This is a genomic window from Streptomyces sp. NPDC001781 (assembly GCF_053596035.1).
The window spans coordinates 1-26,179 of sequence record NZ_JBSFFI010000008.1 but is presented as its reverse complement, the minus strand read 5'-3'; the positions used below and the strand labels follow the sequence as shown (position 1 = coordinate 26,179).

The following is a 26,179-nucleotide window of genomic DNA, read 5'->3' as shown; positions in this document are numbered from 1 at the left end:
ACGCCGTCCCCTCGGAACGGGCCGCGGATTCAGTCCTTGGCGGCGTCCTTCATCTTCTCCTTGGCCTGGCGGGCGTCACCCGTGACCTGCTCGGCGCGGCCCTCGGCGACGAGCTTCTCGTTGCCCACCCCGCGGCCGGCGGCTTCCTTGACCTTGCCGCTCGCCTGCTCGGTCGTGGCCTTGGCCTTCTCGCTGGCGCTCATGCCGCTCACCTCTCGCTGTGCCGCTGTTGCCTGACGAGGAGTCGGATGACCTCGTCCGGCGCCCGTAAACCCGGTGAAGCAGATGTAATTCATGTGTGTGTACGGCGATGATGCGGGCATTCGGCGGTCAGGAGGTTGATAAACATGGTTCCCCTGCTTCTGGTTCTTCTGCTCGCTCTCATTCTTTTCGGCGCGGGCTTCGCGCTCAAGGCGCTGTGGTGGGTCGCGGTGATCGTGCTCATCGTGTGGGTGCTCGGCTTCATCGTGCGCCCCGCCGGCAGTGGCGGCCGCAAGGGCCGCTGGTACCGCTGGTAGAGGCACGCCCCGTGCGATGAAGTGGCCCGGCCGGAATCGGCCGGGCCACTTCGCCATGTCCGGGTCGGGCGTATCGCCGCGCTTGGCGGGGTACGAGGAGAACGTCGGCCCCACGGGGGACCGCAGTGGAACCCTGCACCTCCTGCCCCCGCGGGGCCGACCCGCGTCCGTGTTCCCCTCCCCGTCGGCGTCACCCCATTGCCCGGCACGGCGTGCGCCCGCCGCGGCCGGCCCCGAGTGTGGTGCAGGTGTCGTCGAGCCCGTGAGGGAGAGTCATGATCATCAAGTTCCTGTACGACAAGGGTCTGCGCAGCGAGCACGCCAACACCGTCGCCTGCGCGGCCATCGGTCTGTCCGTCGCGTCCTGGTTCACCTCGCGCGCGGTCGAGGGCAAGGGTCTGGACCGGGCCGACCGGTGGGGCATATTCGTCGCCACCTGGCCCGCCACCTGGTTCGGCCTGGGCCAGGCCCTGAGCCAGTACGAGCGCAGCGTCGTGTCCTTCGGCCGCTGACCGCACGGACGAGGCAGCGACAGCGGCCCCGCCGCCACGCCACGAGTCGGCGGGGCGAGGGACCCGGACACGGCCGAGGGGCGGGCTCACCTGAGCCCGCCCCTGTTCCTGGAGCGCGTCGAGCGTCGCCCGGTGCTCGGGCACGGCCTGCTCGGCCGGCCGGACGTTGCACAGGACGAACGCCGCAGGTCGCGGCAGAGCCCAGGATCACGGCCGCGGTCTTCGGCATGACCTGACCGGACGCCCTGTTCGAGGCGGGAGGCATGGCCAAGGGCTGTCCCGTATTCCCCGGCGGGCGCGCGACGGCAGTCACGGCGCCTCGCCGCGTTGCCGGATCGCCCGCAAACGTCCAGTACGGCGACGGCCCTCCGCCTTGCGACGCACCGCGTCCGACGCGCGCGCCGATCCCCCGGGGGTTGGGAGGCGGCCCTCAGCGGCTCGAACTCGACAGGTTCTCCCTGACCTTGGCGATGGCGAACCCCCAGCCCTGCTGGACGGTCGTCCTGCCGGGCACGGCGATCTCGTCCGGGTTGGTGAGGACGTCCAGCAGGACGGGTCCCGGCTCGGCGAACGCGCGCTTCACCGCGTCGGTCAGTTCCTCGGGCCGGGTGACCCGGATACCGGTGATGCCGAGGGCCTGGGCGACGGCCGCGAAGTCCGGATTGTCGAGGACCGTGCCGAACTCCGGCAGCCCGGCCTGTTCCTGCTCCAGCTTGACCATGCCGAGGCGCTGGTTGTCGAAGACGACGAGCTTGACCGGCAACTGCTCGGTGCGGATGGTCATGAGGTCGCCCAGCAGCATGGACAGCCCGCCGTCGCCGCAGAAGGCGACGACCTGCCGGTCCTTGTCGAGCATCTGCGCGCCGATCGCCTGCGGCATGGCGTTGGCCATCGAGCCCAGGTTGTAGGAGCCGAGCAGACGGCGGTCGCCGCGCATCTCCACGAACCGGGAGAGCCACACCGTGGCCATGCCGGTGTCGGAGGTGAAGACGGCGTCCTCGTCCGCGACCGCGTCCACCGCCGCGGCCAGCGCCTCGGGCCTGACGAGGTGCGAGCGGTTGTCGAACCTGGAGCGGACCTTGCCGATCAGCCCCCGGTCGTGGCCGGGCGAGGCGAGGGCCCGCTGTCCGTCCTGCCACTTGGTGAACTTCTCGCGCGCCGAGTCGAGATGGCCCCGGTCCGCGCGCTGCTGTACGCGCTCCAGCAGCCCGCGCACGGTCGGGCCGACGTCCGCCGCGAGTCCGACGTCCACCGGCACACGGCGCCCGATGTGCTCGGCGACCCGGTCGACCTGGATCACCTTCTTCCCCTCCGGATACCAGTCGCGGTACGGGAAGTCGGTGCCGAGCAGCACCAGGGTGTCGGCGTGGTCCATCGCGTGGGCGGCGGCCGGGTTGCCGATGAGGCCGGTCTGGCCGACCTGGTAGGGGTTGTCGCCCTCGAAGCCCTCCTTGGCCTTGAGGGTGATCACCATCGGCGCGGCCAGCCGCTCGGCCAGGGCGAGAACGTCCTCTCGGCAGCCGCGCGCTCCCCGGCCGACGAGCAGGGTGACCTTGCCGCCGTCGTCGATCAGGGAGGCGGCCTCGTCCAGCGCGGGGTCGTCCGGCCGGTTGGCGGAGCCGGTCAGTGACAGCCGGACCGGCCGGTCGTCCGGCAGTTCCTGGTCGCCGACGTCGCCGGGCACGGTCAGCACGGCGACCCCGCGCCGGCCGACGGCGGTGCGCACGGCGACCTCCAGCAGCGCGGGGAGCTGGGCGGGCGAGGTGACGGTGGCGCGGAAGACGGCGACGTCCTTGAAGAGCAGGTCGTTGTCGACCTCCTGGAAGTAGTCGGTGCCGATCTCCGCCTGCGGGACCTGGCCCGCGATGGCCAGGACCGGTGTACCGCTCTTCGCGGCGTCGTAGAGGCCGTTCAGCAGGTGGACCGAGCCGGGGCCGACCGTGCCCATGCAGACCCCGAGCGTGTCGGTGAGCTGGGACTGGGCGCCGGCCGCGAAGGCCGCGGCCTCCTCGTGGCGGCAGCCCACCCAGGACACGGCCCCGGAGGCGCGGATGGCGTCGGTGAAGGGGTTGAGCGCGTCGCCGACGACGCCGAACACCTGGCGCACGCCGAGTTCCTCCAGCGTGTCGACGACGAGACGGGCGACGGTGCGGGCCATGGAGTGCGTCCTCTCCGCGGGCCCTTGCGGCCCGCCGGTGTCGTACGGCGGACGATGTGCCGCCGTACCGGTACGGGTGCCTGCGGTTCAGCCGGCGAAACGGTCCGGGTCGGCTGATTTCCAGTCGGCGGCCCAGGCGGCGGGCGGCCGTTCGATCAGCTCGCCGGGGGCCAGCCAGTCGTAGAGTGCCGCGTAGGAGCGGAAGTCACCGGTCGGGGTGTCCCGGCGGCGCAGCATCTCCGGGCGCAGGTCCCTGGGGTCGGTGACGCCCATCGCGGCCATGATCTGCTGGGCGCTGCGGACGGTCGCCTCCTGGTAGCGGCGGACCCGGTCGGACTTGTCGGGGACGTGGAGGGCCCGGGCGCGGCGCGGGTCCTGGGTGGTGACGCCGGTGGGGCAGCGGTTGGTGTGGCAGCGCTGGGCCTGGATGCAGCCGACGGCGAACATCATGCTGCGCGCCGCGTTGGTGTAGTCGGCGCCCATGAGCAGCCGCTTGACCAGGTCCGAGCCGGTGGCGACCTTGCCGCTGGCGCCGACCCGGACGCGGTCGCGCAGCCCCGCGCCGGTCAGCGCGTTGTGGACGGTGATCAGCCCCTCGGTGAGCGGCATGCCGAGGTGGTCGGCGAACTCCAGCGGCGCGGCGCCCGTACCGCCCTCCGCCCCGTCGACCACGACGAAGTCGGGGGTGATCCCCTCGGCCAGCATCGCCTTGCAGACGGCGAGGAACTGGGTGCGCGAGCCGGGACAGAGCTTGAACCCGACCGGCTTGCCGCCCGCCAGCTCCCGCATCCTGGCAAGGAAGCGGACCAGTTCGCGGGGGGTGTGGAACTCGCGGTGGTACGGCGGTGAGATCACCGTCTCCCCCTGCGGGACCCCGCGCACCTCGGCTATCTCGGCATTGACCTTGCTGCCGGGCAGGACGCCGCCGATGCCGGGCTTGGCGCCCTGGGACAGCTTGAGCGAGACGCACTTGACGGCAGGATGGGCCGCCTTCTCGGCGAACTGCTCGGCGTCGAAGCCGCCGTCCTCGGTACGGCAGCCGAAGTAGCCGGTGCCGATCTCCCACACGAGGTCGCCGCCGGGGCGCAGGTGGTACTCGGAGAGGCCGCCCTCGCCGGTGTCCTGGGCGAAACCGCCGCGCGCGGCACCGGTGTTGAGGGCGAGGACCGCGTTGGCGGAGAGCGAGCCGAAACTCATCGCGGAGACGTTGAGCAACGCCATGTCGTACGGCTGCGCGCAGTCGGGGCCGCCGACGCGGACCCTGGGCGGCGTGTCGGGGGTGTCGACGGGGGCCATCGACGGCACCAGGAACTCGTGGCCCCGCTGGTACATGTCGCGTTCGCTGCCGAAGGGCTCCTCGGCGTCGATGCCCTTGGCCCGCTCGTACACGATGCTGCGGGTGTCGCGGTCGTAGGGGCGGCCGTCGAAGTTGCGCTCGACGAAGTACTGCTGGAGCTCCGGGCGGATCGCTTCGAGCAGGTAGCGGGCGTGGCCGATGACGGGGTAGTTCCGCAGGACCGTGTGGCCGCGCTGGAGCAGGTCGTGACTGCCCAGCAGGCCGAGGGCCGCGAGGACGCCGGCGGCGAACCACCACCAGGGGGACACGAGGACGGCGGCGGACACCGCGGCCGCCGCGCCGGTCAGAAGGAGGCCCACGGCTCCGAAACGCACCATGTGCTTCCCGGTAACCGCTGCCGGGGCTCTCATGCGGGAGCCCCGGGTAAGGAACGTACGTGAGTTCGACCCGACCATGCCGGGCGGCCCCGGGGCTGCCCGGCATGGCGTGGTTCAGCGTCTGCGGCCGCGGGCGCTCCAGCCGGCGCCGATGCCCGCGACGTGCAGGGCCAGCAGGGCGAGACCGATCAGCATGACGTTGGTCGAGCTGAAGGTGTCGTTGGTGGAGATGTCCGCCGCGTTGATCAGGAATGCGATGAAGAAAAGGACCGCCGAGATGATGGCCAGCACGATGTGCTCCCCTTCGGATGGGTGAGGTCTTCCGGAACACAGACCTGATGCCCGTGAAGGGGTGTGCCAGTCACCCTTTCACCGCGCGGCCTTCGCGCACTCCTCACCCTCCCCGCGCTTCTGAGGGCACGTCAATCTTGCTTGTCCGGCTGCCTGTTGCGGTGTGAACAGGAGCGACGCCCGGCATGTCCGGCTCGTCCGGGCCGCTCGGCCTGCGGGCCGGGGGGAACGGGTCGGCTGCACCGTAGGAGGCAACCTTGCCGAAACTCCGTGGGGGTCCCGGGCTTCGCGGGCAGGAGACGAGGTACGTGTTCCCGACCGGAGGGTGTGACGAGATGAGCGACCAGAACGAGAGCCCGGCTGACGTCGTACGAGCGCTGTACGCCGCGCTCGGCGAGGGCGACGTGCCGGGCGTCCTCGTCCGGCTGGCCCCCGACGTGATCATCGACGAACCGAACCGGCTGCCCTACGGCGGGGTGCACCGGGGCCGCGAGGCGTTCGCCGAGGCCGTGCTGGGCGGGATCACGGCGCATGCGGACTTCACCGTCACCGGCACGGACATCTTCGAGGGTCCGGCCGGAATCGTCGGCCGCCTCACCGGAACGCTGAAGGCCCGATCGTCCGGCGAGGAGTACGCGCTGACTCTGGTCGAGGTCCACCGGGTCGAGGACGGCCTGGTACAGGAGATCGACGTCTACACGAAGAACCCCGAAGGCGTGGCGGAGTTCTTCGCCCACGCGGAGTCGCATCAGTCAGGATGATCGGCGTCGAGCCGAGCCAGCTCCTCCTCCCACCGCCGCCTCCTCTCCTCCCCCGACTGCTCCCACCACGGCGTCCCTCGCTCCCCCAACGCCACTTTGGCTCGGTGCACCCGCCCCCGCGCCACCCGCTCGGCCTCGGCGTCGTCGGCGTCCCGCACCCCGCGCCGCCCCGCCATGAGATGCCGCCGCAACCGAGCGGCGGCATCCTCCGGGACGTCGGGGTCCGTCGCCCGCCAGCGCCGCCCGTCGATGACGACGAAGTGCCCGTCGGGCGTCTTCTCGGGCGGGTTCTTGGCCATGCCCCCGATTCTCACCGTCCCGGGAGGCGGGGACGCGGGGGCGCGCCCGCAGCAGCCGGCACGGCTCCGGACGGGAAGAGGGCGGGAGACGCGCCTCGCGTCTCCCGCCCTCCGTGTTCCCTCGACCGCCCCGCGGGACCGTCAGCGCTCCGGGGTGACTTCCGGGCCCCTCGCGGCCTCGCCGCCGCCGTAGGAGCGGCGGATGGCGTCGGCGGCCTTGTCGGTCTGGGTGTCGTACTTGTTGCCCGTACGCTCGTCGATCAGCCGTTCGGCACTTTCCACGCCCTTGTCGGCCTGGTCAGGGTGGCCCTTGGCCAGGTCCTTGGCCTTGTTCGCCAGATCCCCGATCTTGCTCATGGGAAGCCTCCTGCGGTCGGTGCGTGCGTCGTTCACCGCTACGCCTACCCGTCGATCACCTCCGGAATCAGGGCGCTCTGAACAGGGAGGGGAAGCGGGGTGCGAGCCAGGGCTTGCGGCCCCACGCGAGTACGCCGGCGCGCGCCATGGTCTGCCAGGGGCCCACGCGGCCCAGCACGATGAGGAGGAGGGTGACCGGCTCGGTGAGGATGGTGCACTCGGAGCGCTCCGGCGGGCCGGGGAGGACCTCGACCGTGCCGTCGGGGAAGGTGACCCCGAAGATCTCGCCGTCCCGGACCCGCAGGGTGTATCGGGCCGTCAGTCCGGCCGGGGCCACGGCCACACGCGGCATCGCCGCCTTCGGGAACGGCAGGCACAGGCCCACCCGCGCCCGGCCGATCATGTGCGGGGGGCCCACCCCTCGCGCGAGGTCCCAGCCGTGCCCCAGCATGTGGGTGAGGAGGTACGAGGCGAGCACGTCCTTGGTCATGGGCCCAGCGGGGTCGCGACCGTCCGCGACGTCCCCGGACCGACCCAGCACCGCCGGATGCTTTTCGGCACCCTCGTCGTACGACACCGAGGGAGCCTCTCCAGCAGGCCGCGTCTCGCGCTGACCTGGCGGGTGGCGGCGATGCGGCGCAGCACGTCGCCGCGTGCGGTACTCGGACTGTTCTCGTCGGCCGTGGTCAACAGGACCCCCTTCCGGGATCGGTACGGCACGGACCCGCCCGGGCCGTGGACGGCCCGGGCGGGAACGGGTACGTCCGGGTCAGCTCTTGGGCATCAGGACGGTGTCGACGATGTACACGTTGGCGTTGGCGGTCTTGACGTTGCCGCAGACGACCTTGGCGGAGTCGTTGACGGTGTAGGACTCGCCCGAGCCGGAGGTCATGAGCTTCGACTTCTCCAGGGTGTCGAAGGAGCCGTTCTCCAGGTCCTTGGGCGCGAGCTTCTGGCCGACGACATGGTAGGTCAGGATCTTGGTGAGCTGGGCCTTGTCGGCGAGGACCTTGTCCAGGGTGGCCTTCGGGATCTTGTTGAAGGCGTCGTTGGTCGGCGCGAACACCGTGATGTTCTGGGCGTTGTTCAGGGTGTCGACCAGGCCGGCCTTCTTGACCGCGGTGACCAGGGTGGACAGCGCCGGGTTGTTGGAGGCGGCGGTGGCGACCGGGTCCTTGGCCATGCCGTCGAAGGAACCCGCACCGTTCTTCGGCACCGAGGAACAGGCCGGCCCGAACGGCTGGTCCATGCTGCTCATGCCCGCGCTGCTCTCCGGGGCCGACGCGGACGCCGACGCCTTGGAGTCGGACTTCGCCGAGTCGCTGTCGCTGTCGCTGCCGGAGCAGGCGCTGAGCGCGAGGGGCAGCATGACGGCGGCCGAGAGGAGACCGGTGGTGCGGCGGATGCGAGCGTTCATTGGTTTTCTCCTGTTATCGAAAGGCAGCAACGGGCTGCGGGACAGAGGGTGTTGGTCAGAGGGCGGGGAGCCGGGCGGGGCTCACTCCACGGTCACGACGACGGAGTGCCAGCCACTCGCACCGTCGGGGATGGTCCGGGCGCGCTTCTCCGTCTGCACGCTTCCGGTGCGGTCGGTGGCGCGCACGGTGAGGGTGTGGGACCCCTTGGTGGCCTGCCAGGGGAAGGACCACTGGCGCCAGGTGTCACGCGTGTCCTCGGCGGCGAGACGGGCCTCCTGCCAGGGACCGTCGTCCACCCGGATCTCGACCTTGCCGATGCCCCGGTGCTGCGCCCAGGCGACCCCGGCCACCATCACGGTGCCGGACTCGGGCCGGGCGAACGGCTTGGGCGTGTCGATCCGGGACTGGGTCTTGATCGGCGCCTTCCGCGCCCAGCCGCGCTTGACCCAGTACGGGTCGTAGGAGTCGAACGTGGTGAGTTCGATGTCCTGGATCCACTTGCAGGCGGAGACGTAGCCGTAGAGGCCGGGGACGAGCATGCGTACCGGGAACCCGTGCTCGAAGGGCAGCGGTTCACCGTTCATGCCGACGGCGAGCATGGCGTCCCGGCCGTCCATGATGTCCTCGACCGGGGTCCCGATCGTCATGCCGTCCACCGAGCGGGCGACCAACTGGTCGGCCGGGCCGCCGCGGGAGGGCGCCTTGACCCCGCACTCGGCGAGCAGGTCGGCCAGGCGTACGCCCGTCCAGCGGGCGTTGCCCACGTACGGGCCGCCGACTTCGTTGGACACGCAGGTCAGGGTGATGTCGCGCTCGATGAGCCGGCGGCGCAGCAGGTCGTCGAAGGTGAAGGTGGCCGGACGGGTCACGCCCTTGCCGTGGATGCGGAGTTTCCAGGCGGTGGCGTCGACCTTGGGGACCACCAGGGCGGTGTCGACCCGGTAGAAGTTCTTGTTGGGCGTGACGAACGGGCTGACTCCGTCCACCCGCAGGGCGGTCCGCGCCGGTACCGGCTGCGCGGGCGAGCCTGGGCGGGGCAGCACGACCTGCTTGCGGGAGGCGACGGCGTCCCCCGCCCGGCTGCCGCTCAGCGTCCGGCCGATCCCGCCCACGACGGCGGACGCGGCGGCAGCGGAGGTGGCCGCGATGACGAAGCCACGCCGGTCCCAGGTGCCGGACTCCGCGTCGGTGGCCCGCCGCACGGGGGCGGTGAGGCGTCCGGCGAGGAAGTACAGCAGGAGTGCTCCGGCGACGGCCCCGGTGAGGGAGGGCAGCGTGTCGGTGAAGCCCCGGAAGTCGGGGCGGGTGACGGCGGCCGTCGCGCCGATGACGCCGAAGAGGAGGACACCGGCCGCGCCGAGGACGCGGCGGCGCACCGCCAGTGCGCCCAGGCCCAGGGCGAGGAGGGCGAGGACGACGAGGATGCCGAGCTGGAGCACCAGCTTGTCGTTGGTGCCGAAGTTGCGGATCGCCCAGTCCTTGACCGCGGCCGGGGTCTGGTCGATGGAGGCCCCGCCGACCACGACGACCGGACTGGCCTGCGGTCGCACCCCGGCGGCCATCAGTTCGGCCACCGCCAGCGCGGCGAATCCGGCGAGCACGCCGCTCAGCGCGCCCAGCGCCGTCCGCACCGGACCTGGTGATGTCCTCGGGTCGCTCTGTTCCTCACTCACGCGGGGAATCCGGGGCCGGACGGGGCGCCGGATTGGTGCTTTCCCCAGATCGGGTGAAGACGCATCTCACACCAATCCGGGGGGCGTTGGGCGACGGATTATATGGTCCCGGCCGCCGCGCCGTTGAGGCGTTTTCAGCCGGTCGGGCCATCGACGCACGCTTCGGGTACGGCCGTTGTCCGGGCGCTCGCCGACCGGCCCGTGGACTCGATGCGTTGGCCCGTACCGCACACCGCGGGGAGGTGGCGACCCTGCGCACCGGGGGTGGAACGCGGCGGCCGGGTGGGCGCAGCCGATCTCGTGCGCGTCGGTCCCGGTCGGCGCGATGTGCGGGGCGCCGAGCCGCGGCGGGCTGAGGGGGCGCGGGCCTCGGGGCGCACGAAGACAGCGGTATGCGCCCGCAGCGGAGCTGCCTCGCCTTCGGTGACGTGTCGGGGGTCTCTCAGCGGGCCCCGGCCGGATCCGTCGCCTCTGTCTGCGCAGCCACCGCCTCGTCGTACCGCCGCAGGATCAGTTCCGCCACCGACGGAAGCGGGCCGAGCGGGGCCGAGGTCCAGCGGGCGGGGGTACGGGCCAGGGTCCGGGCGAAGTGGCCCGGGGCGAGGAGGTGGCCGGCCAGGGAGACATCGGGGTGGCCGGAGGTGTGCCAGGCGGAGATGGCCTCGGCGGGGGTGGGGCCCTGGCCGGAGGCGTAGACGACCGCGACCGGGGCGTTCATGCGCGAGGAGAGGAGGCGAGCGTTTCGGCCGTGTCCGCTCCGGTCGGTCTCGGGTGCCGTCGCGGAACCCCCGGCGATCCGTTCGACGCAGATGTTCTGCCCGCAAGAACATCTGCACGAACGCGGGATTCCGCGTACCTTGGCCACGTGACCGCTTCAGACACCGCCGCGGCCGACGGCTCGGGGCTGGAGAGTGACCTGGGCTGGGCCATCCGTCAGGTCTCCTCGGCGTTTCGCAGGATCGCCGCCAGCTCGGTCGCCGGCCTGCCCGGAGGTCCGCGCGGCCATCTGGTCCTGGTCGCCCTGGCGGCGGGCGAGCCGCCCTCCCAGCTCGCTCTGGCGCAGCAGGTCAGCCTGGACCGCACGGTGATGACCTATCTGCTGGACGACCTCGAGGAACGCGGGCTGATCACCCGTCGCCCCGATCCCCGGGACCGCCGCGCCCGGCAGGTCCTGATGACCGAGGAGGGCCGGGCTGAGCTGGAGCGCGGCCGCCGTCGGCTCTCCACCGCCGAGGCCCGCCTCCTGGCCGGCCTCGACGAGGACGACGCTGACCAGCTCCGCCGCCTCCTGACCCGCGTCGCCCGCACCACCCACCGCGGCTCCCCCGGCACCCCCACCGACTGCTGACCCCACGCCCGCGCGGGCGGACGGGACACCCTCGACCGGGGCGGGACGGCGCCGGGAGGGGACCCGGGCCGTCACTTCTCACCCCGGACCCTCGCACACCCCGTACCGCTGGAGCCGCCGTGTCCCCGACCTCCTCCCCCGCCTCCGGCGACCCGGACGCCCTCTTCGGGCTGACCGAGCTGCTGGGCGCCGGGGACCACACCGCCGAGCACCCCACCGAGCGCCACACCGGGGAACCGGCGCCGGGCGCCACCCCCGAGCAGGTGTCCCGGCTGCTCGACGTGCGGGAGATCCACGCCGAGCCGGCCGCCGCCCTCTCCCCGCGCGGCCGGCAGGTCATCGCCCGGTTCCCCGGCGCGCGCGTACTCGAGGTCGGCTCGCACTGGAACATCCCCCACCTGCACGGCAACGAGGGCAACGCCGACCGCTGGGTCCGGGTGAAGCGGCAGACGCTGGTCCTCGGCGTGCGCAAGTCACTGACCGTGCGGCCCAACGGGCGCTCGGCGGACTGGATCGCGCCCGGCGCGTCCAACGGCTGCGCCATGTCCTGCGCGTACTGCTACGTCCCGCGCCGCAAGGGGTACGCGAACCCGATCACCGTCTTCACCAACATCGGGGACGTGGTCGACGCACTGGACCGGCACATCACCTCCCTCGGCCCGAAGCAGGAGCCCACCCAGTGCGACGAGGAGCGCTGGGTGTACGACACGGGGGAGAACGGCGACTGCTCGGTGGACGCGCTGATCAGCGACAACACCGCCGACCTCGTCGCGGCCTTCCGGCGGTGGCCCACCGCGATGGCCTCGTTCGCCACCAAGTACGTCAACCGTGACCTGCTCTCCCTGGACCCGCGCGGCTCGACCCGTATCCGGTTCTCGGTGATGCCGCCCGGCGACTCCCGGCTGCTGGACGTGCGGACCAGCCCGGTGGCCGAGCGGATCGCCGCCGCCGGGGACTTCCTGGACGCGGGATACGAGGTGCACTTCAACCTCTCCCCCGTCGTGCTGCGGCCCGGCTGGGAGGAGGACTGGGCGGAGCTGCTGCGCCACCTCGACGACGTACTGCCCGCGCGGGTCAAGGCCCAGGCTGCGGCCGAGGTCATCATGCTGACGCACAACCGTCAGCTCCACGACGTCAACCTGCGCTGGCACCCCCGCGCCGAGGACGTGCTGTGGCGCCCGGAGATCCAGCAGGCCAAGCGCTCGGAGAACGGCGCGCTGAACGTGCGGTACCGCAACGACGTCAAGCGCCGTGGCGTTCAGCGGGTGACCGAGCTGGTCGCGGCGTACGCGCCCTGGCTGCGGGTGCGGTACGCGTTCTGAGCGGCGCGCGCCCCCGCGATCGTCCGGGCCGGCGACCCGGTCGGCGTGGCGCCGGGGAATCCATGGCCCCTGCACGGTGTTGTCCCAGTCGGCCCGCGTCCGGCACGGCGTGGGCCGCCATGCCGACCCACGACCCCCGGGAGCCCCGCGTGAGCGTCCTGTTCGAACCGCTGTCCCTCCGTTCGCTGACCGTGCGGAACCGCCTGTGGATGGCGCCGATGTGCCAGTACTCGGCCGCGCCCGAGGGACCGGAGACCGGCGCGCCGAACGACTGGCACTTCCAGCACCTCGCGGCACGCGCGGCCGGCGGCACCGGCCTGATCCTCACCGAGGCCACCGCCGTCAGCCCCGAGGGCCGCATCAGCCCGTACGACCTGGGGCTGTGGAACGACACCCAGCAGGCCGCGTTCGCGCGCATCACCGGTTTCCTGAAGTCCCAGGGCACCGTTCCCGGCATCCAGATCGCGCACGCCGGCCGCAAGGCGTCCACCGAGCGGACCTGGGTGGACCGGGGCGGCCCGATCGCGCCGGGCGACGGCTACGGCTGGCGGCCGGTCTCCGCCAGCGCGCTCCCCTTCGACGACGGTTACACCGCCCCCGCCGAGCTGACCACCGCCGAGATCGACTCGATCGTCGAGGAGTTCGCCGCCACCGCCCGGCGCGCCCTCGCCGCGGGCTTCGAGGTGGCCGAGATCCACGGGGCACACGGGTACCTCGTCCACCAGTTCCTCTCCCCGTACGCCAACCACCGCACCGACGCCTACGGCGGCTCCTACGAGGGGCGTGCCCGGTTCGCGCTGCGGGTGGCGGAGGCGGTCCGCGAAGTGTGGCCGGACGAGCTCCCCCTGTTCTTCCGGGTCTCGGCCACCGACTGGCTCAGCGAGGACGAGAGCGACGACCGCACGGGCTGGACCGTGGACGACACGGTCCGGCTCGCGGCCGACCTCGGCCACCGGGGCGTCGACCTGGTCGACGTGTCCTCCGGCGGTGTCGCGCCCCGCGCCCGCATCGAGACCGGCCCCGGCTACCAGGTGCCCTTCGCCGAGCGGGTTCGCCGTGAGACCGGGCTGCCGGTCGCCGCGGTGGGGCTCATCACGGAGGCGCGCCAGGCCGAGAAGATCGTCGCCGACGGTCAGGCCGACGCCGTCCTGCTCGGCCGCGAACTGCTCCGCGATCCCTCCTTCGCGCTCCGTGCCGCCCGCGAGCTCGGCGCCGAGCCCCACGTCCCCCAGCCGTACCACCGGGCGTTCTGACCGGACGCCGAGGTCACTCCAGCTTCAGCCGTACGGGAGCCTGTTCCGGCCGGGCGGGCAGTCCGAGTCCGTCGCGGCCGGGGGTGAGCGAGCCGAGGATGCTCGGATGACGGGCGCCCGTACTGGCGGGGTCCGTTCCGGCGAGGCCGTGCAGGGTGAGGAAGCCCAGGACGGCGAAGGCGTACGCCTCCTTGGCGGCCGAGGGGAGGCCGAGGTCGTCGGAGACGCGTACCGGGAGGCCGGGGAGCGCGGCGCAGAGGGCACGCATCAGTGCGGGGTTCCGGGTGCCGCCGCCGGAGGCGACGACCTCTGTGGCGGCGACCGACCGGACGGCGTCCGCGATCGTGCGGGCCGTCAGCTCGGTGAGCGTGGCGAGGGTGTCCTCGGCGGAGACGCCCGCCAGCAGCTCGGAAGCCGTCGCCCGCAGGTAGCCGGGGTGGAACTGCTCCTTGCCCGTCGTCCTGGGCGCCGGGCGTGCGTAGTACGGGTCGGCCGACAGCCGCTCCAGCAGCGGGCCGTGCACCCGCCCCCGGGCGGCCAGCGCGCCGTCGGCGTCGTACGCGAGCCGGCCCCCGCTGAACTCCCGCGCCGCCGCGTCCAGCAGCGCGCACCCCGGACCGGTGTCGAAGGCCGTCCCGTCCGGGGCGGTCAGGTTGGCGATGCCGCCGATGTTCAGCGCCACCGGTGTCCCCGGCCTGCCCCGCAGCCACAGGAGATCCACCAGGCTGACCAGCGGTGCGCCCTGGCCGCCCGCCGCCACGTCCCGCGGCCGGAAGTCGGCTGCCACGGGCCGCCCGGTCGCCTCGGCGATCCACGCGGGCTGCCCGAGCTGCAGAGTGCCGCACACCCGGCCGCCGTCCACCCAGTGATAGACGGTCTGCCCGTGCGAGGCGATCAGCTCGGCCGCTCCGCCGCACAGTTCGGCGTCGGCCCGCACGGCCGCCGCGGCGAACGCCCGCCCGATCCGGGTGTCCAGGCGGCACACGTCCGCCAGTGGCACCGCCGCCGGGGGCAGCGCACCGGCGAGCAGCTCCCGGAGGCCGGCGTCGTACGGCTCGCTCACCATCCCGAGCGGCTTCAGGCGCAGCGTGTCCCCGGCCAGGCGCAGCTCGGCCGCGGCCGCGTCGATGCCGTCGTACGACGTTCCCGACATCAGGCCGATCACCAGCATCCGTCCCGCCCTCCTTTCCCGCGGTGCCCTCGAAGAGGTGTTCTTGAAGAGGGCGAGCATGCTCACCGCACAGGCCGCCGCCGCGTAGCGGGCGGGTACGTCCACGTTCCCGGTCCGCTTCACGGCCTCCGTGATGATGAGCCCGGCGCGGCCCGAGAACACGGCATTGGACAGGGCGTAGGCGAGTCCGAGCCCCGTGCAGCGCACGCGCGTGGCGAACATCTCGGCGAGCAGGGCGGGGCCCTGTCCCGCCCGATCGCGACGGCGACGGCGCGTGCGCGGGAGCCACGGGGCGGATCCGACTCGCGCACGCCGCTGTGCCGTCGGCCCGGTACCTCCTTATGCTCGGCTCCCACCGCCGGCGCTTCCCGCAGCGCCGCCTGCTGGAGCGAAGGAGCAGCTCGTGCCCACTGCCGAGGTCAATGGGGCAGCGATCGCGTACACCGACACCGGCGCGCCTGCGGGCAGGCCGGACGCGCCGGCTGTCGTCTTCGGTCATGGTCTGCTGTTCAGCGGCTGGATGTTCCATCCGCAGATCGAGGCGCTCCGGGACCGCTACCGCTGCGTGACCGTGGACTGGCGCGGCCAGGGCGACACCCCCGCGACGCCGTCCGGGTACGACATGGACACCCTGACCGCCGACGCCGTCGCCCTGATCGGGCACCTCGGCCTCGGACCCGTGCACTGGGTCGGCCTCTCCATGGGCGGCTTCGTCGGCCAGCGCGTCGCGGCCCGGCACGGCGAACTCCTGCGCTCGCTCACGCTGCTGGACACGAGCGCGGACGGCGAGCCGTCCGACAAGGCCGCCGAGTACCGGCGGCTGGCACGCGTCTACCGGTTCACCGGGGTCGGGCCGGTGCTGGGGAAGGTGAAGGCCGCGATGTTCGGCCCCGGCTTCCTGGCCGACCCGGCGAACAAGCCGGTCGTCGAGGAGTGGGTACGCCGCCTGCGGCGCTGCGAGCGGGCCGGGATACGCAAGGCCGTACTGGGGGTCGTCGAACGGGAACCCTTCCAGGCCGAGCTGCGCCGCGTCCGCGTACCCACACTGGTGGCCGTCGGCTCCGACGACCTGGCCACTCCCCGCGCCGACGCGGAGCGGATCACCGCCGCCGTCGCGGGGGCCCGGCTGGAGGTGGTGCCGGACTGCGGGCACAGCAGCACGCTCGAACAGCCCGCCGTCCTCACCGCGCTGATCGGCGACTTCCTGGCCTCGGTGGATGTCCGCCGCTGAGCGGGGCGGGACGGTGCCCTCGCCGGAGCTGAGGCCGCTGAGCACCGATCTCGCCCCGGCCGTGCTGGCGTTCGAGCTGGCGAACCGCGACTACTTCACCGCCGCCGTCTCCGACCGGGGCGACGAGTACTTCGCCCGCTTCACCGACCGCTACGACGCCCTCCTCGCCGAACAGGCCACCGGCGCCTGCGCCTTCTACCTGCTCGTCAGCACGACCGGCTCAGTCCTGGGCCGCTTCAACCTCTACGACCTCGCCGACGGAACCGCCGAACTCGGCTACCGGGTGGCGGAACACGCCAGCGGACGCGGAGTCGCGACGGCGGCTGTACGGCGGTTGTGCGTGCTGGCGCGGTCCAGGCACGCCCTGCGCACCCTCCGCGCGGCCGCCGCTCACGAGAACATCGCCTCACAACGCGTCCTGCTCAAGGCCGGGTTCGTACGCACCGGCCCCGCCGGTCCCCCCGACCTCGGTGGCAAGTCGGGGAGTTGGTACCGGATCGACCTCGTCTGAGCCCCGGGCGCCTCACCATCCCGTCAGCAGCAGGTGGTTGAGCAGCAGGGCGAGGGTCACCTGGGCGGCGAGCCAGGCGCGGGGGCGGGGCAGCAGGGCGCACGCGGCCAGCAGCCACACCGCGAAGGGGAGCCAGATGCGTTCCGTCTCCGCCTTGCTCATGCCGGACAGGTCCGCGATCAGCAGGGCGGCCAGGGCGGCGCAGACGATCAGCGCCAGGCGGGTCGCGGGACGGTCGCCGCGGTGGGCGAGAGAGCCCACGGTGCGCGGGAGGGCCGCCGCCGTCGCCGGGCCGGTGATGATCGCGGCGCAGGCGAGGTTGGCCCAGATCCAGTAGCTGTAGGGGCGGGTGCCGCCGACGCCCTGGTAGTAGCGGGTCACCAGCAGGTGGTAGGCCGTCCACCAGTTGAATCCGAGCAGCGCGAACACGACGGGCAGCACGGCCAGCCCGGCCAGGAAGGGCAGCACCAGCAGGGGGCGGGCACGCAGGTCCGCGCGGGCGAGAGCGAGTACCGCGAGGCCGATCAGGGCGATCAGCGTGAGGCCGTAGGAGAGGTAGGCGGTCAGACCGGCCAGCAGGCCGGAGGCGGCCGCCCGGGGCAGGGACCGCCGGGTGAGGGCGAGCGCCAGGCAGGCCACCGCCCAGGCGGCCACCGCGGCGAAGTAGGCGTCGGCCGAGGAGCCCATCCAGACCGCGGCCGGGGCGAGGACCAGGAAGGGCGCCGCCCGCCGGGCGAGGCGTTCGTCCGCCAGCGCGCGGACGGTGACCAGTACGGCGGCGGAGGCGGACGCGCCCAGCACCACGCACCACATCCCGGCCCAGCCGCCACCGCCCAGCCCGAGCCGGTCCAGCAGGACGAAGGTGAGCGTGGCGGCGGGGGGATGGCCTGCGACATGGGCGGGCCAGTTGCCGGGGGCGCCGGCGAGGATGTGGTCGTCGAAGCCGCGCAGGGTGGCCGGGATGTCGTGGAAGCGGCCGATGACCTGGAGGTACTCGTTCGCGGTGGTGAGGCGTACCGCGATGCCGTCGTGCCAGCCGTCGATCAGGGCCAGGGACACGATCCAGCCGGCCGACGCGGCCCAGGTCACCCAGGGCAGGGCACGCCACGGGAGCCGGGCGGCGAGCGTGGGCCCGTACGCCACGCCGGCGGCGGCGAGGATCAGCGCGGCAGGGGTGCCGGGGCCGACGTGCGGGTGCCAGTCGGCGAAGAGCGGGGGCCAGTGCACGAACAGGGTGTGGTGGGCGTCCTGGACGTGACGGCCGGCCAGGACGGCGGCGGTCACCAGCAGGACGGCAGCGGCGGCGGCGCAGAGGTCGCGGCGGGAGGTGTGGGGCTGGCGGTGGATCACACCGGCACGCTAGGCCGTGGGGGCGGTTCGGGTCCGCCTTCCGGGCCGGACGTCAGCGTTTCGTCATGGGTCGCGCGCCCGCTCCGGGGTGTCGCCGGGCCTACGGTCGGGGCATGCGTGACGATCCCCGGCTTCCCAGCTCTCCCCGCTTCTGGCACAGCCCCCTGCGCGGTACCCGGTTCACGGCGGTGCTCGGGCTGGTGCTGCTCGGCGGCATCAGCGTGCTTTTCGTGACGGGCCTGGTGTCCTACGCCGCCTACAACCCGAATCTCTCAAGCGTGAACGACACGACCCCGGACAAGGGCGTGCTCGGCTTCTACCTCTTCGACTGGCCGGCCGGGCCGTCCTGGCTGTACCGGCTGAGCCAGGGCGTCCACGTCACACTGGGCGTCGTGCTGGTACCGGTGCTGCTGGCCAAGCTGTGGTCGGTGGTGCCGAAGCTGTTCACGCTGCCGCCGGCCCGCTCGGTGGCGCACGCGCTGGAGCGGGTGTCCCTGCTGCTCCTGGTCGGTGGCGCGCTGTTCCAGTTCGTCACCGGACTGCTCAACGTCCAGCTGGAGTACGTGTTCCCCGGCTCGTTCTACCCTCTGCACTTCTACGGCGCCTGGGTGTTCGTCGCCGCGTTCGTCGTCCACGCCGGCTTGCGGACACCGACGGCCGTGCGTGCCGTACGGGCAGGGCGGCGGGACGAGGCCGGACTGGAGGCGCCCGACCCCGCACCGCCCACCGTGTCCCGGCGTGGTGCGCTGTGGCTGGTCGGCGGTGGTTCGCTGCTGCTGTTCGTGACGACGGTGGGACAGAGCCTCGGCGGCCCGCTGCGCCGTACCGCGCTGCTCGCGCCGCACGGCGGGTCCGATCCCGGTGGCGGGCCGAACGGTTTCCAGATCAACAAGACGGCCCGCTACGCCGGGATCACCGACGCCGACACGCACCCGGACGCCTGGCGCCTGGTCCTCACCGGCCCGGCGGGCACGGTACGGCTCGGCCGTGCCGATCTGCTCCGTATGCCGCAGCACAGCGCCTCGCTGCCGATCGCCTGTGTCGAGGGCTGGTCCACGGCGGACCAGTGGTGGCGCGGGGTGCGGCTGCGGGACCTCGCCGCGCTCGCCGGGTACGAGGGCGCTCCGCCCGACGTGCTCGTGGAGTCCCTCCAGCGGCACGGCGCCTTCCGGCGGGCGGCGCTGCGCGCCAACCAGGTGTCCGACCCGCGTTCCCTGCTCGCCCTGTACGTCAACGGCGAGGAGCTGTCCCCCGACCACGGCTATCCGGCGCGGATCATCGTGCCCGCCGCTCCCGGCGTCCACAACACCAAGTGGGTGGCCCGGCTGACCTTCGGAGACCTGTGATGCGCCTGCCGACCTTCCGTGTCCCGCTCGGCAGTCCGCTGCAACTGCTCCTGCTGGTCTGCTCGTTCGCGCTCGCCGCCTACGCCGGTGTACGGCTGCTGTCCGGCGACTGGCTCGGGGTGGTGCTCTGGTTCGTGGGGGCGGCGCTGCTGCACGACCTGGTGCTGCTGCCGCTCTACTCCGCGCTCGACCGTGCGCTGCGGGCCGGGGACGCCGCGCGCTGGACGCTGTACGTACGTGTGCCCGCCGTGCTGTCCGGGCTGGCGCTGCTGGTGTGGTGCCCGCTGATCCTCGGTCTGTCGGCGGACCGCTACCGGTCGGCCACCGGGCTCGACCCGGACGTCTTCCTGCTCCGCTGGCTGCTCATCACCGCCGTGCTCTTCGGCGGCTCCGCCCTGCTGCTCGTCCTGCGGCTGCGCAGGGCCACGAAGCAGCGCTCGCCGTCGCTCCACTGAACGGTCTCCGTCTCCGGCCAGCCCCCGCGCCGGGCGAGCTCCAGCAGCGCGGGGGTGCCGATACGCGCCCAGGGGAACGACTCGCCCACCGCGTCCCGGCCGTGCGTCACGTCCACCACGCGCACCCGGGCCCGCTCGTCCACGTCACCGGGTGCGGTCTCGGCGATCAGCAGGCCGTCGGGACTGAGCAGTTCACGCATCCTGTGCAGCAGGGCGGCCACGTCGCCGCCGATGCCCACGTTGCCGTCCATGAGCAGCACGGTGCCCCAGCCGCCCTCGCCCGGCAGCGGGTCGAACACCGAACGGTGCAGCGCCCGCCCGCCGAGCGTGTGGGTACGGGCCACCGCGGCCTCGCTGACATCGACACCGAGGGCGCTGCGGCCGCGCGCGGCGAGTTCCGCCACCAGCCGGCCGGGTCCGCAGCCCACGTCGAGCACGGCCCCCTCGCAGCGGTCGAGCACCGCCCGGTCCACGGCGTCGGCGGCCGCGCACCAGCGCTCCACGTCCAGCGGCAGCAGCCAGCCGTCGCCGCGCCGCAGGTACAGCGGGCCCCGGCCGGTGCGCAGCGCGGTGGCGTACGGGTCGGAGGCGGCCCAGGCGGGCGCGGTCGCGGTGCTCATGCTGCTCCGGGGTGGGTGAGGGCCGCCAGACGCGCGGCGAACGCGGTGCCGGGGGCGAGGGAGGCGACGGCGCGGGCGTCGGCGGCGGTGTCGACGTCCCGCAGCCGGGGCAGCTCGCGCACCCGCAGCCCGGCGGCGGCCAGCCGCTCGCGCTGCAGGCTTCCCGTCTCGGGCACGGACATCGGGACGCCCCGCAGCAGCCCGGGATCGGGGCGCGCCAGGCCGAGGGCCCAGAAGCCGCCGTCCTCGGCCGGCCCGAAGCGGGCGTCGCAGTCGGTGAAGTCCGGGGTCAGCAGGTCCGGGGTGATCTGCGGGGTGTCCATGCCGACCAGCAGGGCGGGCCCGGTGCAGTGGGCGAAGGCGTCCGCGAGCCGTTCGTCGAGGCCGCCCGCGCACTGCGGCACGACCTCGAACCCGTCCGGCAGCCAGGGACCCGGCAGGCCGTCCAGGACCAGTACCCGGCGCCTGGCGGGTGCGGCCGCCACCGCGCGCAAGGTGTCCGCGAGCGCGGCCTCGGCGAGCGCGGCGGCCTGGTGGGGTGTGAACGGCGGGGTGAGGCGGGTCTTGACCCTGCCCGGCCGGGGTTCCTTGGCGATGACGAGGAGAGTGGTCATGGGCGTTCTCCCGCTCCCACAGGGCCCGTGGGGGGCGCTGCCGTCACCGGGTACCCCCCGAAGCCGTCCGCTCCCCCTCCACCGCGGGCACCTCGCGCAGGACCCGGCTCATGTCGCGGACCGCCTGCCAGGTGCCGCGCCAGGTGCCGGTGACCTTGGAGGCGCCGGAGCGCGGCAGGTACGGCACGTCGTGCTCGGTGACCCGCCAGCCCGCGTCGGACGCGCGGACCACCATCTCCAGGGGGTAGCCGCTGCGCCGGTCGGTGAGGCCGAGGGCCAGCAGCGGTGCGCGGCGGGCGGCGCGCAGCGGCCCGAGATCGCGCAGGGTGAGCCCGGTGCGGCGGCGCAGCAGGACGGAGAGCGCGAGGTTGCCCGCGCGGGCGTGCGCCGGCCAGCTCCCGCGCCCCTGGGGGCGGCGGCGTCCGAGCACCAGGTCGGCGCCGCCCGCCCGCACCTCGTCCACGAAGGGCGGCAGCAGACCCGGGTCGAGGGAGCCGTCGCAGTCGCAGAAGCAGACGATGTCGGCGGTGGCGGCCAGGAGCCCGGCGTGGCAGGCGGCGCCGAACCCGCGCCGTTCCTCGCGTACGACGGTCGCGCCCAGGGCGCGGGCGATCTCGGCGGAGCCGTCGGTGGAGCCGTTGTCCACGACGACGGCGCGCCAGCCCGCGGGAATGCGGGCCAGCACCCAGGGCAGCGCCCCGGCCTCGTCCAGGCAGGGCAGCACGACGTCCACGGGAGGTGGGGGTGAGGTGGTCACGGCTTTCACCCTACGAACCCGAACCAGGACGAAGCGGACTTCCGCTCCTTACGAAACGCGGACGTCCGGCTGCCGCGACGGCCGGGGCCGGCCGGCGGTGCCAGGCTGGAGGGCATGCAGCAGCCGAACACAGCACCGTCCGCGGGCCGCGTCCTGGTCGTGGACGACGACCCGACCGTCGCGGAGGTCGTCACCGGGTACCTGGTACGCGCCGGCCACGCCGTGGACCGCGCCGCGGACGGCCCCTCCGCCCTCGCGTCCGCCGCCGGACAGTGGCCCGACCTGGTGGTGCTCGACCTGATGCTGCCCGGCATGGACGGTCTGGAGGTGTGCGCGCGCCTGCGTGAGCGCGGCCCGGTGCCGGTCATCATGCTGACCGCGCGCGGCGACGAGGAGGACCGCGTGCTCGGCCTGGAGGTCGGCGCGGACGACTACGTGACGAAGCCGTTCAGCCCGCGCGAGCTGGTGCTGCGCGTGGAGTCGGTGCTGCGCCGCACCCGACCCGCCGGCCGGACGCCGGACGCACCCGGCCCGTTGGCGGCGGCGGGCCTGACCGTCGACGCGGCAGGGCGCCGGGCCACCCGAAACGGCGTCGAACTCGCCTTGACGCTGCGGGAGTTCGACCTGCTGGCGTTCCTCCTGCGGCACCCCGGCCGCGCTTTCGGGCGGGAGGAGCTGATGCGGGAGGTGTGGGGCTGGGACTTCGGTGATCTGTCCACCGTGACCGTCCACGTGCGCCGGCTGCGCGGCAAGATCGAGGAGGACCCGGCCCGGCCCCGGCTGATCCGTACCGTCTGGGGTGTCGGCTACCGCTTCGAACCGGACGCGGCCTCGGAACAGGAGGAGGACGGCCGTGCGTGACAACCTCCTCATCGCCCTCTACGCCTTCCTCGGCGCCGCCGCCTCCGGCCTGCTCGGCGCCGCCGTGCTGCGACTGGTCCGGCGCCGCTCGCTGACCGCCTCGCTGACCGTGGTCGCGGGCGTCGGCGTGTTCGCCATGCTGGCGGGCACCATGGCCGTGGCCTGGGCGATGTTCCTGTCCCCGCACGACCTGCGGGTGGTGACCACGGTCGTCGCCATGGCCGCGGTGGTCTCGCTGGCGAGCGCGCTCCTTCTGGGTCGCCGGGTGGTCGCCCGCAGCCGGGAACTGACCTACGCCGCCCGGCACTTCGGCGACGCAGGCGCCTTCCCTGCGCCCGTCGTCCCGGCCACCGCCGAACTGGACGCCCTGAGCCGGGAGCTCGCCGCGACCAGTGCCCGGCTGGCCGCCTCCCGTGAGCGCGAACGCGCCCTGGAGGCCTCCCGGCGTGAGCTGGTGGCCTGGATCTCGCACGATCTGCGGACCCCGCTGGCCGGTCTGCGCGCCATGTCGGAGGCGCTGGAGGACGGGGTGGCCACCGATCCGGCCCGCTATCTGAGGCAGATCCGAACCGAGGTGGAACGCCTCGACGGCATGGTCGGCGACCTCTTCGAGCTCTCCCGCATCCACGCCGGGACGCTCCCGCTGAGCCCGTCCCGGATCTCGCTGTACGACCTTGTGGGCGACGCCCTCGCCGGGGTGGGCCCGCTCGCCCGCGAACACGGGGTCCGGCTGGTGGGTGACGGGGTGCGGCCGGTGCCGGTCGAGGTGGACGGCAGGGAGATGAGCCGGGTCATCGCCAATCTGCTGGTCAACGCCATCCGCAGGACCCCGGCCGACGGTACGGTCGCCGTCGCGGCCCGGCGGGGGCCGGAGGGCGTGGTGCTGTCCGTGACGGACGGCTGCGGCGGCATTCCCGAGGAGGACCTGCCCCGCGTCTTCGACACCGGCTGGCGCGGCACGGACGCGCGGACACCGCCCGGGGGCGCGGGACTCGGACTGGCGATCGTGCGGGGGATCGTGGAGGCGCACCAGGGACGGGCGAGCGTACGGAACATCCCCGGCGGCTGCCGCTTCGAGGTGACCCTGCCCGCCCCCGCCTCCTGACTCAGCCGGTCCCCGCGAACTCCGCCATCCCCTCGGCGAAGGGCACCCCCGGCCGCCAGTCCAGCTCGGCGCGCAGCCGGGCCGAGTCCGCGGTGACGTGCCGCACGTCGCCGAGGCGGTACTCCCCGGTGACCACAGGCTCCGGACCACCGTGCGCGGCGGACAGCGCCCTGGCCAGTTCGCCGACCGTGCGGGGCTCGCCGCTGCCGGTGTTGTACGCGGTGAGCGTGCCGGGCCGGTCCGGCGCCAGGAGCGCGGCGAGGTTCGCCGCCGCCACGTCCCGTACGTGCACGAAGTCGCGCCGCTGCCCCCCGTCCTCGAACACCCTGGGCGCCTCGCCCCGTTCCAGGGCCGAGCGGAAGAACGCGGCGACTCCGGCGTACGGGGTGTCGCGGGGCATCCGGGGGCCGTACACGTTGTGGTAGCGAAGAGAGAGCGCGGTGCCGTCGGCGGCGCGGGCCCAGGCGGCGGCCAGGTGCTCCTGGGCCAGTTTGGTGGCGGCGTAGACGTTGCGCGGGTCGGCCGGGGCGTCCTCGCCCACCAGGCCGGGGGTGAGCGCGGTGCCGCAGACGGGGCAGGGCGGGTCGAAGCGGCCCTCCTTCAGGTCGGCCTCCGCGCGCGGGCCCGGTCGCACGACACCGTGGGCGCGGCACTCGTAGCGGCCCTCGCCGTACACCACCATCGACCCGGCGAGCACCAGCCTCCTCACTCCCGCCTCCGCCATCGCGGACAGCAGGACGGCGGTGCCGAGGTCGTTGCGGGAGACGTACTCGGCCGCGTCGGCGACACCGTCACCCAGGCCGACCATGGCCGCCTGGTGACACACGGCGTCCACCCCGGCGAGTGCGCCGGCTACGGCCTCCCGGTCGCGCACGTCCGCCGCGGGGTCGTCGCGTACGTCGAAGACCACGGCCTCGTGCCCGGAGGCCCGCAGCACGTCCACGACGTGCGACCCGATGAATCCGGCACCGCCGGTGACCAATACACGCATGGCCCCAAGCTAGGCCCCCGGCCGCCCGCTTCCCCGGCTCCCCGCCCCGGCGTCACCACTCGGTAAGAAACCGGGCGGTCAGCCCCTGGGGCCTCTCGTTCGGGGCCTGCCGGTGGATCAGCGCGCGGCGGCAGACGCGGTGCGTCGCAAGGCGGAGAGTCGCCCTCATACTGGGCGTATGGGGGCGATCCGGCAACGCGGCGAGGCGCCGTGGCCGTCGTCGCGCGCCCGCCGGGAATCACGGGACAGCCCTTAGTCCGGGATCACGTGCACGGCCGCCTCCTCGGCGCCCGCGGCTCCCCCGTCGATGCCCACGTCCTCGGCGATCTCCTCGCTCACCGTGTCACCGTGCGCGCCCTCGTCCGGGGCGACCAGACGGCCCGCTCGGACGTCGCCCACCTCGGAGTCGAGCGGTTCGCCGTCTCCGCCCGGCAGGTCACCGACACCGTCCCCGTCCGGCACGCTCACGTCCGGCACCTCCCGCTCCAGCCGCTCGTCCAGCGTCTCCCCCTCCTGCTGCTCGGCGGCAGTGGTCCCGTGCTGGTTCACGCCCAGCGGCCGCTCGGGCGGGGAGTAGCCCTCGTCGAGGATCTCGTCGTAGTCACGCTCGCCGACCGCGTCCTGCAGATCCAGCGGCGCGGCGTCCCCCTGCTCCTCGTTGCCGCCGCCGGGCTGGTAGGCGTCGTCCGCCATCGGGGTCTCGTCACTCATGGTCGCCTCCAGGCGCTCGCGGTCAACCGATCTGGGTCCGCGTTTCCCGGAGCCGGACGAATAATCCTGCTCACCCGGGAAACCGCTGCTCAGGTCGGCGGAGGCGCCCCCGCGCCCGGCGCTGCGCCAACGGCCGGACGGCCGCCCGCGGACCGGGACCGGGCCGAGGTGACGAGGGACCGGGCGAGTCGCACCGCCGCGCCCACCCCGGCGCGCAGGACCGGAAGGGCGGGTGAGCCGGTACCTGGCCCCGCCCGCACCCGTTCACCCGTCCGGAGCAATCCGCCCGTCCGCACCCTTACCCTCCCCCACGCCGGGGCACAGCGGGACCATGGGCAACTACGACAACTCGATCACCGTGGCCGTCCCCGCGGACCGCCTCTTCGACCACCTCGCGGACGTGGAGAACCTCCCGTCCTACCTCCCCCGGCTGACCTCGGTCGAGCCGGAGGACGGGGACCGCGTCACCGTCACCGCGCACATCGACCCGCCCGGCGAGCCCGAGCAGGACGTCACCAGCGAGGCGTGGCTCCACGTGCTGGAGGACGGCAAGAGCCTGGAGTGGGGCGCGCCCGGCCCCGACGACTACCACGGCCGGCTGCACGTGGCCGCGGGCGACGAGGCGGGCAGCTCGCGGCTGACCGTCGAGCTGCACACCGACAACGTCGAGGGCGAGCACGTCAGCCGCGGCCTGGAGGAGGCCCTGCACGGCATCAAGCGCGCCGCCGAGCGGTCCGCCCGCTAGTGCTGTGACCGGAAGGGTTTGCCGGAAGGCTCGCGGCGTCCGGTGCGGTGCATCGCAAGGCGGAGCATCGCCCGCGTACTGGATGTACTCGGGCGACGCGACAACGCGGCGAGGTGCCGTGCCGGAC

General features: G+C 73.6%; 29 protein-coding genes and 1 pseudogene. 12 read left to right on the top strand and 18 right to left on the bottom strand.

Annotated features, from left to right (window positions below; genetic code table 11):
* Positions 1–29: 29 nt before the first annotated feature.
* Positions 30–203, bottom strand: coding sequence for a CsbD family protein (locus tag ACWCV3_RS09855; RefSeq protein ID WP_451221017.1), 174 nt, complete (start codon positions 201–203; stop codon positions 30–32).
* A 144-nt stretch (positions 204–347) separates the two neighbouring features.
* Between ACWCV3_RS09855 and ACWCV3_RS09850 the strand changes: the two genes are divergently transcribed.
* Positions 348–518 carry a hydrophobic protein gene (locus tag ACWCV3_RS09850; RefSeq protein WP_451221014.1) on the top strand — a complete coding sequence of 57 codons (171 nt, stop codon included), beginning with the start codon at positions 348–350 and terminating at the stop codon, positions 516–518.
* A 275-nt stretch (positions 519–793) separates the two neighbouring features.
* The gene (locus ACWCV3_RS09845) at positions 794–1,030 is read left to right on the top strand and encodes a hypothetical protein (protein WP_451221011.1); all 237 of its coding nucleotides are present in this window, start codon (positions 794–796) and stop codon (positions 1,028–1,030) included.
* A gap of 430 nt (positions 1,031–1,460) precedes the next feature.
* Here ACWCV3_RS09845 and ACWCV3_RS09840 read toward each other — a convergent pair whose 3' ends face one another.
* From ACWCV3_RS09840 to ACWCV3_RS09830, 3 genes are all read right to left on the bottom strand, one after another.
* Entirely contained in the window at positions 1,461–3,188 is a 1,728-nt protein-coding gene (locus tag ACWCV3_RS09840; protein ID WP_451221008.1) for a thiamine pyrophosphate-dependent enzyme, read from the bottom strand.
* An 87-nt stretch (positions 3,189–3,275) separates the two neighbouring features.
* Positions 3,276–4,862 carry an FMN-binding glutamate synthase family protein gene (locus ACWCV3_RS09835; protein ID WP_451221005.1) on the bottom strand — a complete coding sequence of 529 codons (1,587 nt, stop codon included), beginning with the start codon at positions 4,860–4,862 and terminating at the stop codon, positions 3,276–3,278.
* A 114-nt stretch (positions 4,863–4,976) separates the two neighbouring features.
* Positions 4,977–5,153 carry a hypothetical protein gene (locus tag ACWCV3_RS09830; protein WP_107059607.1) on the bottom strand — a complete coding sequence of 59 codons (177 nt, stop codon included), beginning with the start codon at positions 5,151–5,153 and terminating at the stop codon, positions 4,977–4,979.
* A gap of 335 nt (positions 5,154–5,488) precedes the next feature.
* On the opposite strand from ACWCV3_RS09830, the gene ACWCV3_RS09825 reads away from it, so the two are divergent.
* Positions 5,489–5,914 (top strand): nuclear transport factor 2 family protein, encoded by a 426-nt coding sequence (locus ACWCV3_RS09825; RefSeq protein ID WP_451221002.1) that lies wholly within the window; start codon positions 5,489–5,491, stop codon positions 5,912–5,914.
* Here ACWCV3_RS09825 and ACWCV3_RS09820 read toward each other — a convergent pair.
* From ACWCV3_RS09820 to ACWCV3_RS09795, 6 genes are all read right to left on the bottom strand, one after another.
* Complete coding sequence (locus ACWCV3_RS09820) at positions 5,902–6,213, bottom strand: hypothetical protein (RefSeq protein ID WP_451220999.1); 312 nt, start codon at positions 6,211–6,213, stop codon at positions 5,902–5,904. The two genes, ACWCV3_RS09825 and ACWCV3_RS09820, sit on opposite strands and share 13 nt — an antisense overlap.
* A gap of 141 nt (positions 6,214–6,354) precedes the next feature.
* Positions 6,355–6,570: an antitoxin gene (locus ACWCV3_RS09815; RefSeq protein WP_451220996.1), complete on the bottom strand. Its 216-nt coding sequence runs from the start codon at positions 6,568–6,570 to the stop codon at positions 6,355–6,357.
* A gap of 67 nt (positions 6,571–6,637) precedes the next feature.
* Positions 6,638–7,060 (bottom strand): hypothetical protein, encoded by a 423-nt coding sequence (locus tag ACWCV3_RS09810; RefSeq protein WP_451220993.1) that lies wholly within the window; start codon positions 7,058–7,060, stop codon positions 6,638–6,640.
* A 279-nt stretch (positions 7,061–7,339) separates the two neighbouring features.
* Positions 7,340–7,987, bottom strand: coding sequence for a fasciclin domain-containing protein (locus tag ACWCV3_RS09805; protein WP_451220990.1), 648 nt, complete (start codon positions 7,985–7,987; stop codon positions 7,340–7,342).
* Between the two features lie 81 nt (positions 7,988–8,068).
* A complete protein-coding gene (locus tag ACWCV3_RS09800; protein ID WP_451221489.1) occupies positions 8,069–9,550 on the bottom strand; it encodes a sulfite oxidase in 1,482 nt (493 codons plus the stop codon).
* Positions 9,551–10,103: 553 nt separating this feature from the next.
* Positions 10,104–10,379, bottom strand: a complete 276-nt coding sequence (locus ACWCV3_RS09795; RefSeq protein ID WP_451220987.1) for a hypothetical protein — start codon at positions 10,377–10,379, stop codon at positions 10,104–10,106.
* A 147-nt stretch (positions 10,380–10,526) separates the two neighbouring features.
* Here ACWCV3_RS09795 and ACWCV3_RS09790 point away from each other — a divergent pair, with 147 nt between their 5' ends.
* From ACWCV3_RS09790 to ACWCV3_RS09780, 3 genes are all read left to right on the top strand, one after another.
* The gene (locus ACWCV3_RS09790; RefSeq protein ID WP_451220984.1) at positions 10,527–11,009 is read left to right on the top strand and encodes a MarR family winged helix-turn-helix transcriptional regulator; all 483 of its coding nucleotides are present in this window, start codon (positions 10,527–10,529) and stop codon (positions 11,007–11,009) included.
* Positions 11,010–11,128: 119 nt separating this feature from the next.
* The gene (locus ACWCV3_RS09785; RefSeq protein WP_451220981.1) at positions 11,129–12,331 is read left to right on the top strand and encodes a spore photoproduct lyase family protein; all 1,203 of its coding nucleotides are present in this window, start codon (positions 11,129–11,131) and stop codon (positions 12,329–12,331) included.
* A gap of 149 nt (positions 12,332–12,480) precedes the next feature.
* On the top strand, positions 12,481–13,584 hold the full coding sequence (locus ACWCV3_RS09780; RefSeq protein WP_451220979.1) for an NADH:flavin oxidoreductase/NADH oxidase: 1,104 nt from the start codon (positions 12,481–12,483) through the stop codon (positions 13,582–13,584).
* Positions 13,585–13,597: 13 nt separating this feature from the next.
* Here the strand turns inward: ACWCV3_RS09780 and ACWCV3_RS09775 are convergent, their stop codons facing one another.
* Entirely contained in the window at positions 13,598–14,755 is a 1,158-nt protein-coding gene (locus ACWCV3_RS09775; RefSeq protein WP_451221486.1) for an anhydro-N-acetylmuramic acid kinase, read from the bottom strand.
* A gap of 48 nt (positions 14,756–14,803) precedes the next feature.
* Positions 14,804–15,007 (bottom strand): annotated as a pseudogene (locus ACWCV3_RS09770) (MFS transporter); the annotation flags it as partial.
* A 151-nt stretch (positions 15,008–15,158) separates the two neighbouring features.
* On the opposite strand from ACWCV3_RS09770, the gene ACWCV3_RS09765 reads away from it, so the two are divergent.
* On the top strand, positions 15,159–15,986 hold the full coding sequence (locus tag ACWCV3_RS09765; RefSeq protein ID WP_451220977.1) for an alpha/beta fold hydrolase: 828 nt from the start codon (positions 15,159–15,161) through the stop codon (positions 15,984–15,986).
* Positions 15,973–16,497, top strand: a complete 525-nt coding sequence (locus ACWCV3_RS09760) for a GNAT family N-acetyltransferase (RefSeq protein WP_451220974.1) — start codon at positions 15,973–15,975, stop codon at positions 16,495–16,497. The genes ACWCV3_RS09765 and ACWCV3_RS09760 overlap by 14 nt, the downstream gene beginning before the upstream one ends.
* Before the next feature lie 12 nt (positions 16,498–16,509).
* On the opposite strand, the gene ACWCV3_RS09755 is transcribed toward ACWCV3_RS09760, so the two are convergent.
* Positions 16,510–17,847: a hypothetical protein gene (locus tag ACWCV3_RS09755; protein ID WP_451220971.1), complete on the bottom strand. Its 1,338-nt coding sequence runs from the start codon at positions 17,845–17,847 to the stop codon at positions 16,510–16,512.
* A gap of 113 nt (positions 17,848–17,960) precedes the next feature.
* On the opposite strand from ACWCV3_RS09755, the gene ACWCV3_RS09750 reads away from it, so the two are divergent.
* A complete protein-coding gene (locus ACWCV3_RS09750; RefSeq protein ID WP_451220968.1) occupies positions 17,961–19,193 on the top strand; it encodes a molybdopterin-dependent oxidoreductase in 1,233 nt (410 codons plus the stop codon).
* A 310-nt stretch (positions 19,194–19,503) separates the two neighbouring features.
* On the opposite strand, the gene ACWCV3_RS09745 is transcribed toward ACWCV3_RS09750, so the two are convergent.
* The 3 genes from ACWCV3_RS09745 to ACWCV3_RS09735 are packed head-to-tail and all read right to left on the bottom strand — an operon-like array spanning position 19,504 to position 21,648.
* Positions 19,504–20,268: a methyltransferase domain-containing protein gene (locus tag ACWCV3_RS09745; protein ID WP_451220965.1), complete on the bottom strand. Its 765-nt coding sequence runs from the start codon at positions 20,266–20,268 to the stop codon at positions 19,504–19,506.
* Entirely contained in the window at positions 20,265–20,882 is a 618-nt protein-coding gene (locus tag ACWCV3_RS09740) for a TIGR04282 family arsenosugar biosynthesis glycosyltransferase (RefSeq protein ID WP_451220962.1), read from the bottom strand. The genes ACWCV3_RS09745 and ACWCV3_RS09740 overlap by 4 nt, the downstream gene beginning before the upstream one ends.
* 43 nt (positions 20,883–20,925) lie before the next feature.
* Complete coding sequence (locus ACWCV3_RS09735; RefSeq protein ID WP_451220959.1) at positions 20,926–21,648, bottom strand: glycosyltransferase family 2 protein; 723 nt, start codon at positions 21,646–21,648, stop codon at positions 20,926–20,928.
* Between the two features lie 105 nt (positions 21,649–21,753).
* On the opposite strand from ACWCV3_RS09735, the gene ACWCV3_RS09730 reads away from it, so the two are divergent.
* Positions 21,754–22,500, top strand: a complete 747-nt coding sequence (locus ACWCV3_RS09730; RefSeq protein ID WP_451220956.1) for a response regulator transcription factor — start codon at positions 21,754–21,756, stop codon at positions 22,498–22,500.
* Positions 22,493–23,605 carry a sensor histidine kinase gene (locus ACWCV3_RS09725; RefSeq protein ID WP_451220953.1) on the top strand — a complete coding sequence of 371 codons (1,113 nt, stop codon included), beginning with the start codon at positions 22,493–22,495 and terminating at the stop codon, positions 23,603–23,605. The genes ACWCV3_RS09730 and ACWCV3_RS09725 overlap by 8 nt, the downstream gene beginning before the upstream one ends.
* A 1-nt stretch (position 23,606) precedes the next feature.
* Here ACWCV3_RS09725 and ACWCV3_RS09720 read toward each other — a convergent pair whose 3' ends face one another.
* Both ACWCV3_RS09720 and ACWCV3_RS09715 read right to left on the bottom strand, forming a co-directional pair.
* On the bottom strand, positions 23,607–24,596 hold the full coding sequence (locus tag ACWCV3_RS09720) for an NAD-dependent epimerase/dehydratase family protein (RefSeq protein ID WP_451220950.1): 990 nt from the start codon (positions 24,594–24,596) through the stop codon (positions 23,607–23,609).
* Positions 24,597–24,848: 252 nt separating this feature from the next.
* Positions 24,849–25,307, bottom strand: a complete 459-nt coding sequence (locus ACWCV3_RS09715; protein WP_451220947.1) for a DUF5709 domain-containing protein — start codon at positions 25,305–25,307, stop codon at positions 24,849–24,851.
* A gap of 331 nt (positions 25,308–25,638) precedes the next feature.
* Between ACWCV3_RS09715 and ACWCV3_RS09710 the strand changes: the two genes are divergently transcribed.
* The gene (locus tag ACWCV3_RS09710; protein WP_451220944.1) at positions 25,639–26,052 is read left to right on the top strand and encodes an SRPBCC family protein; all 414 of its coding nucleotides are present in this window, start codon (positions 25,639–25,641) and stop codon (positions 26,050–26,052) included.
* Positions 26,053–26,179 lie beyond the last annotated feature (127 nt).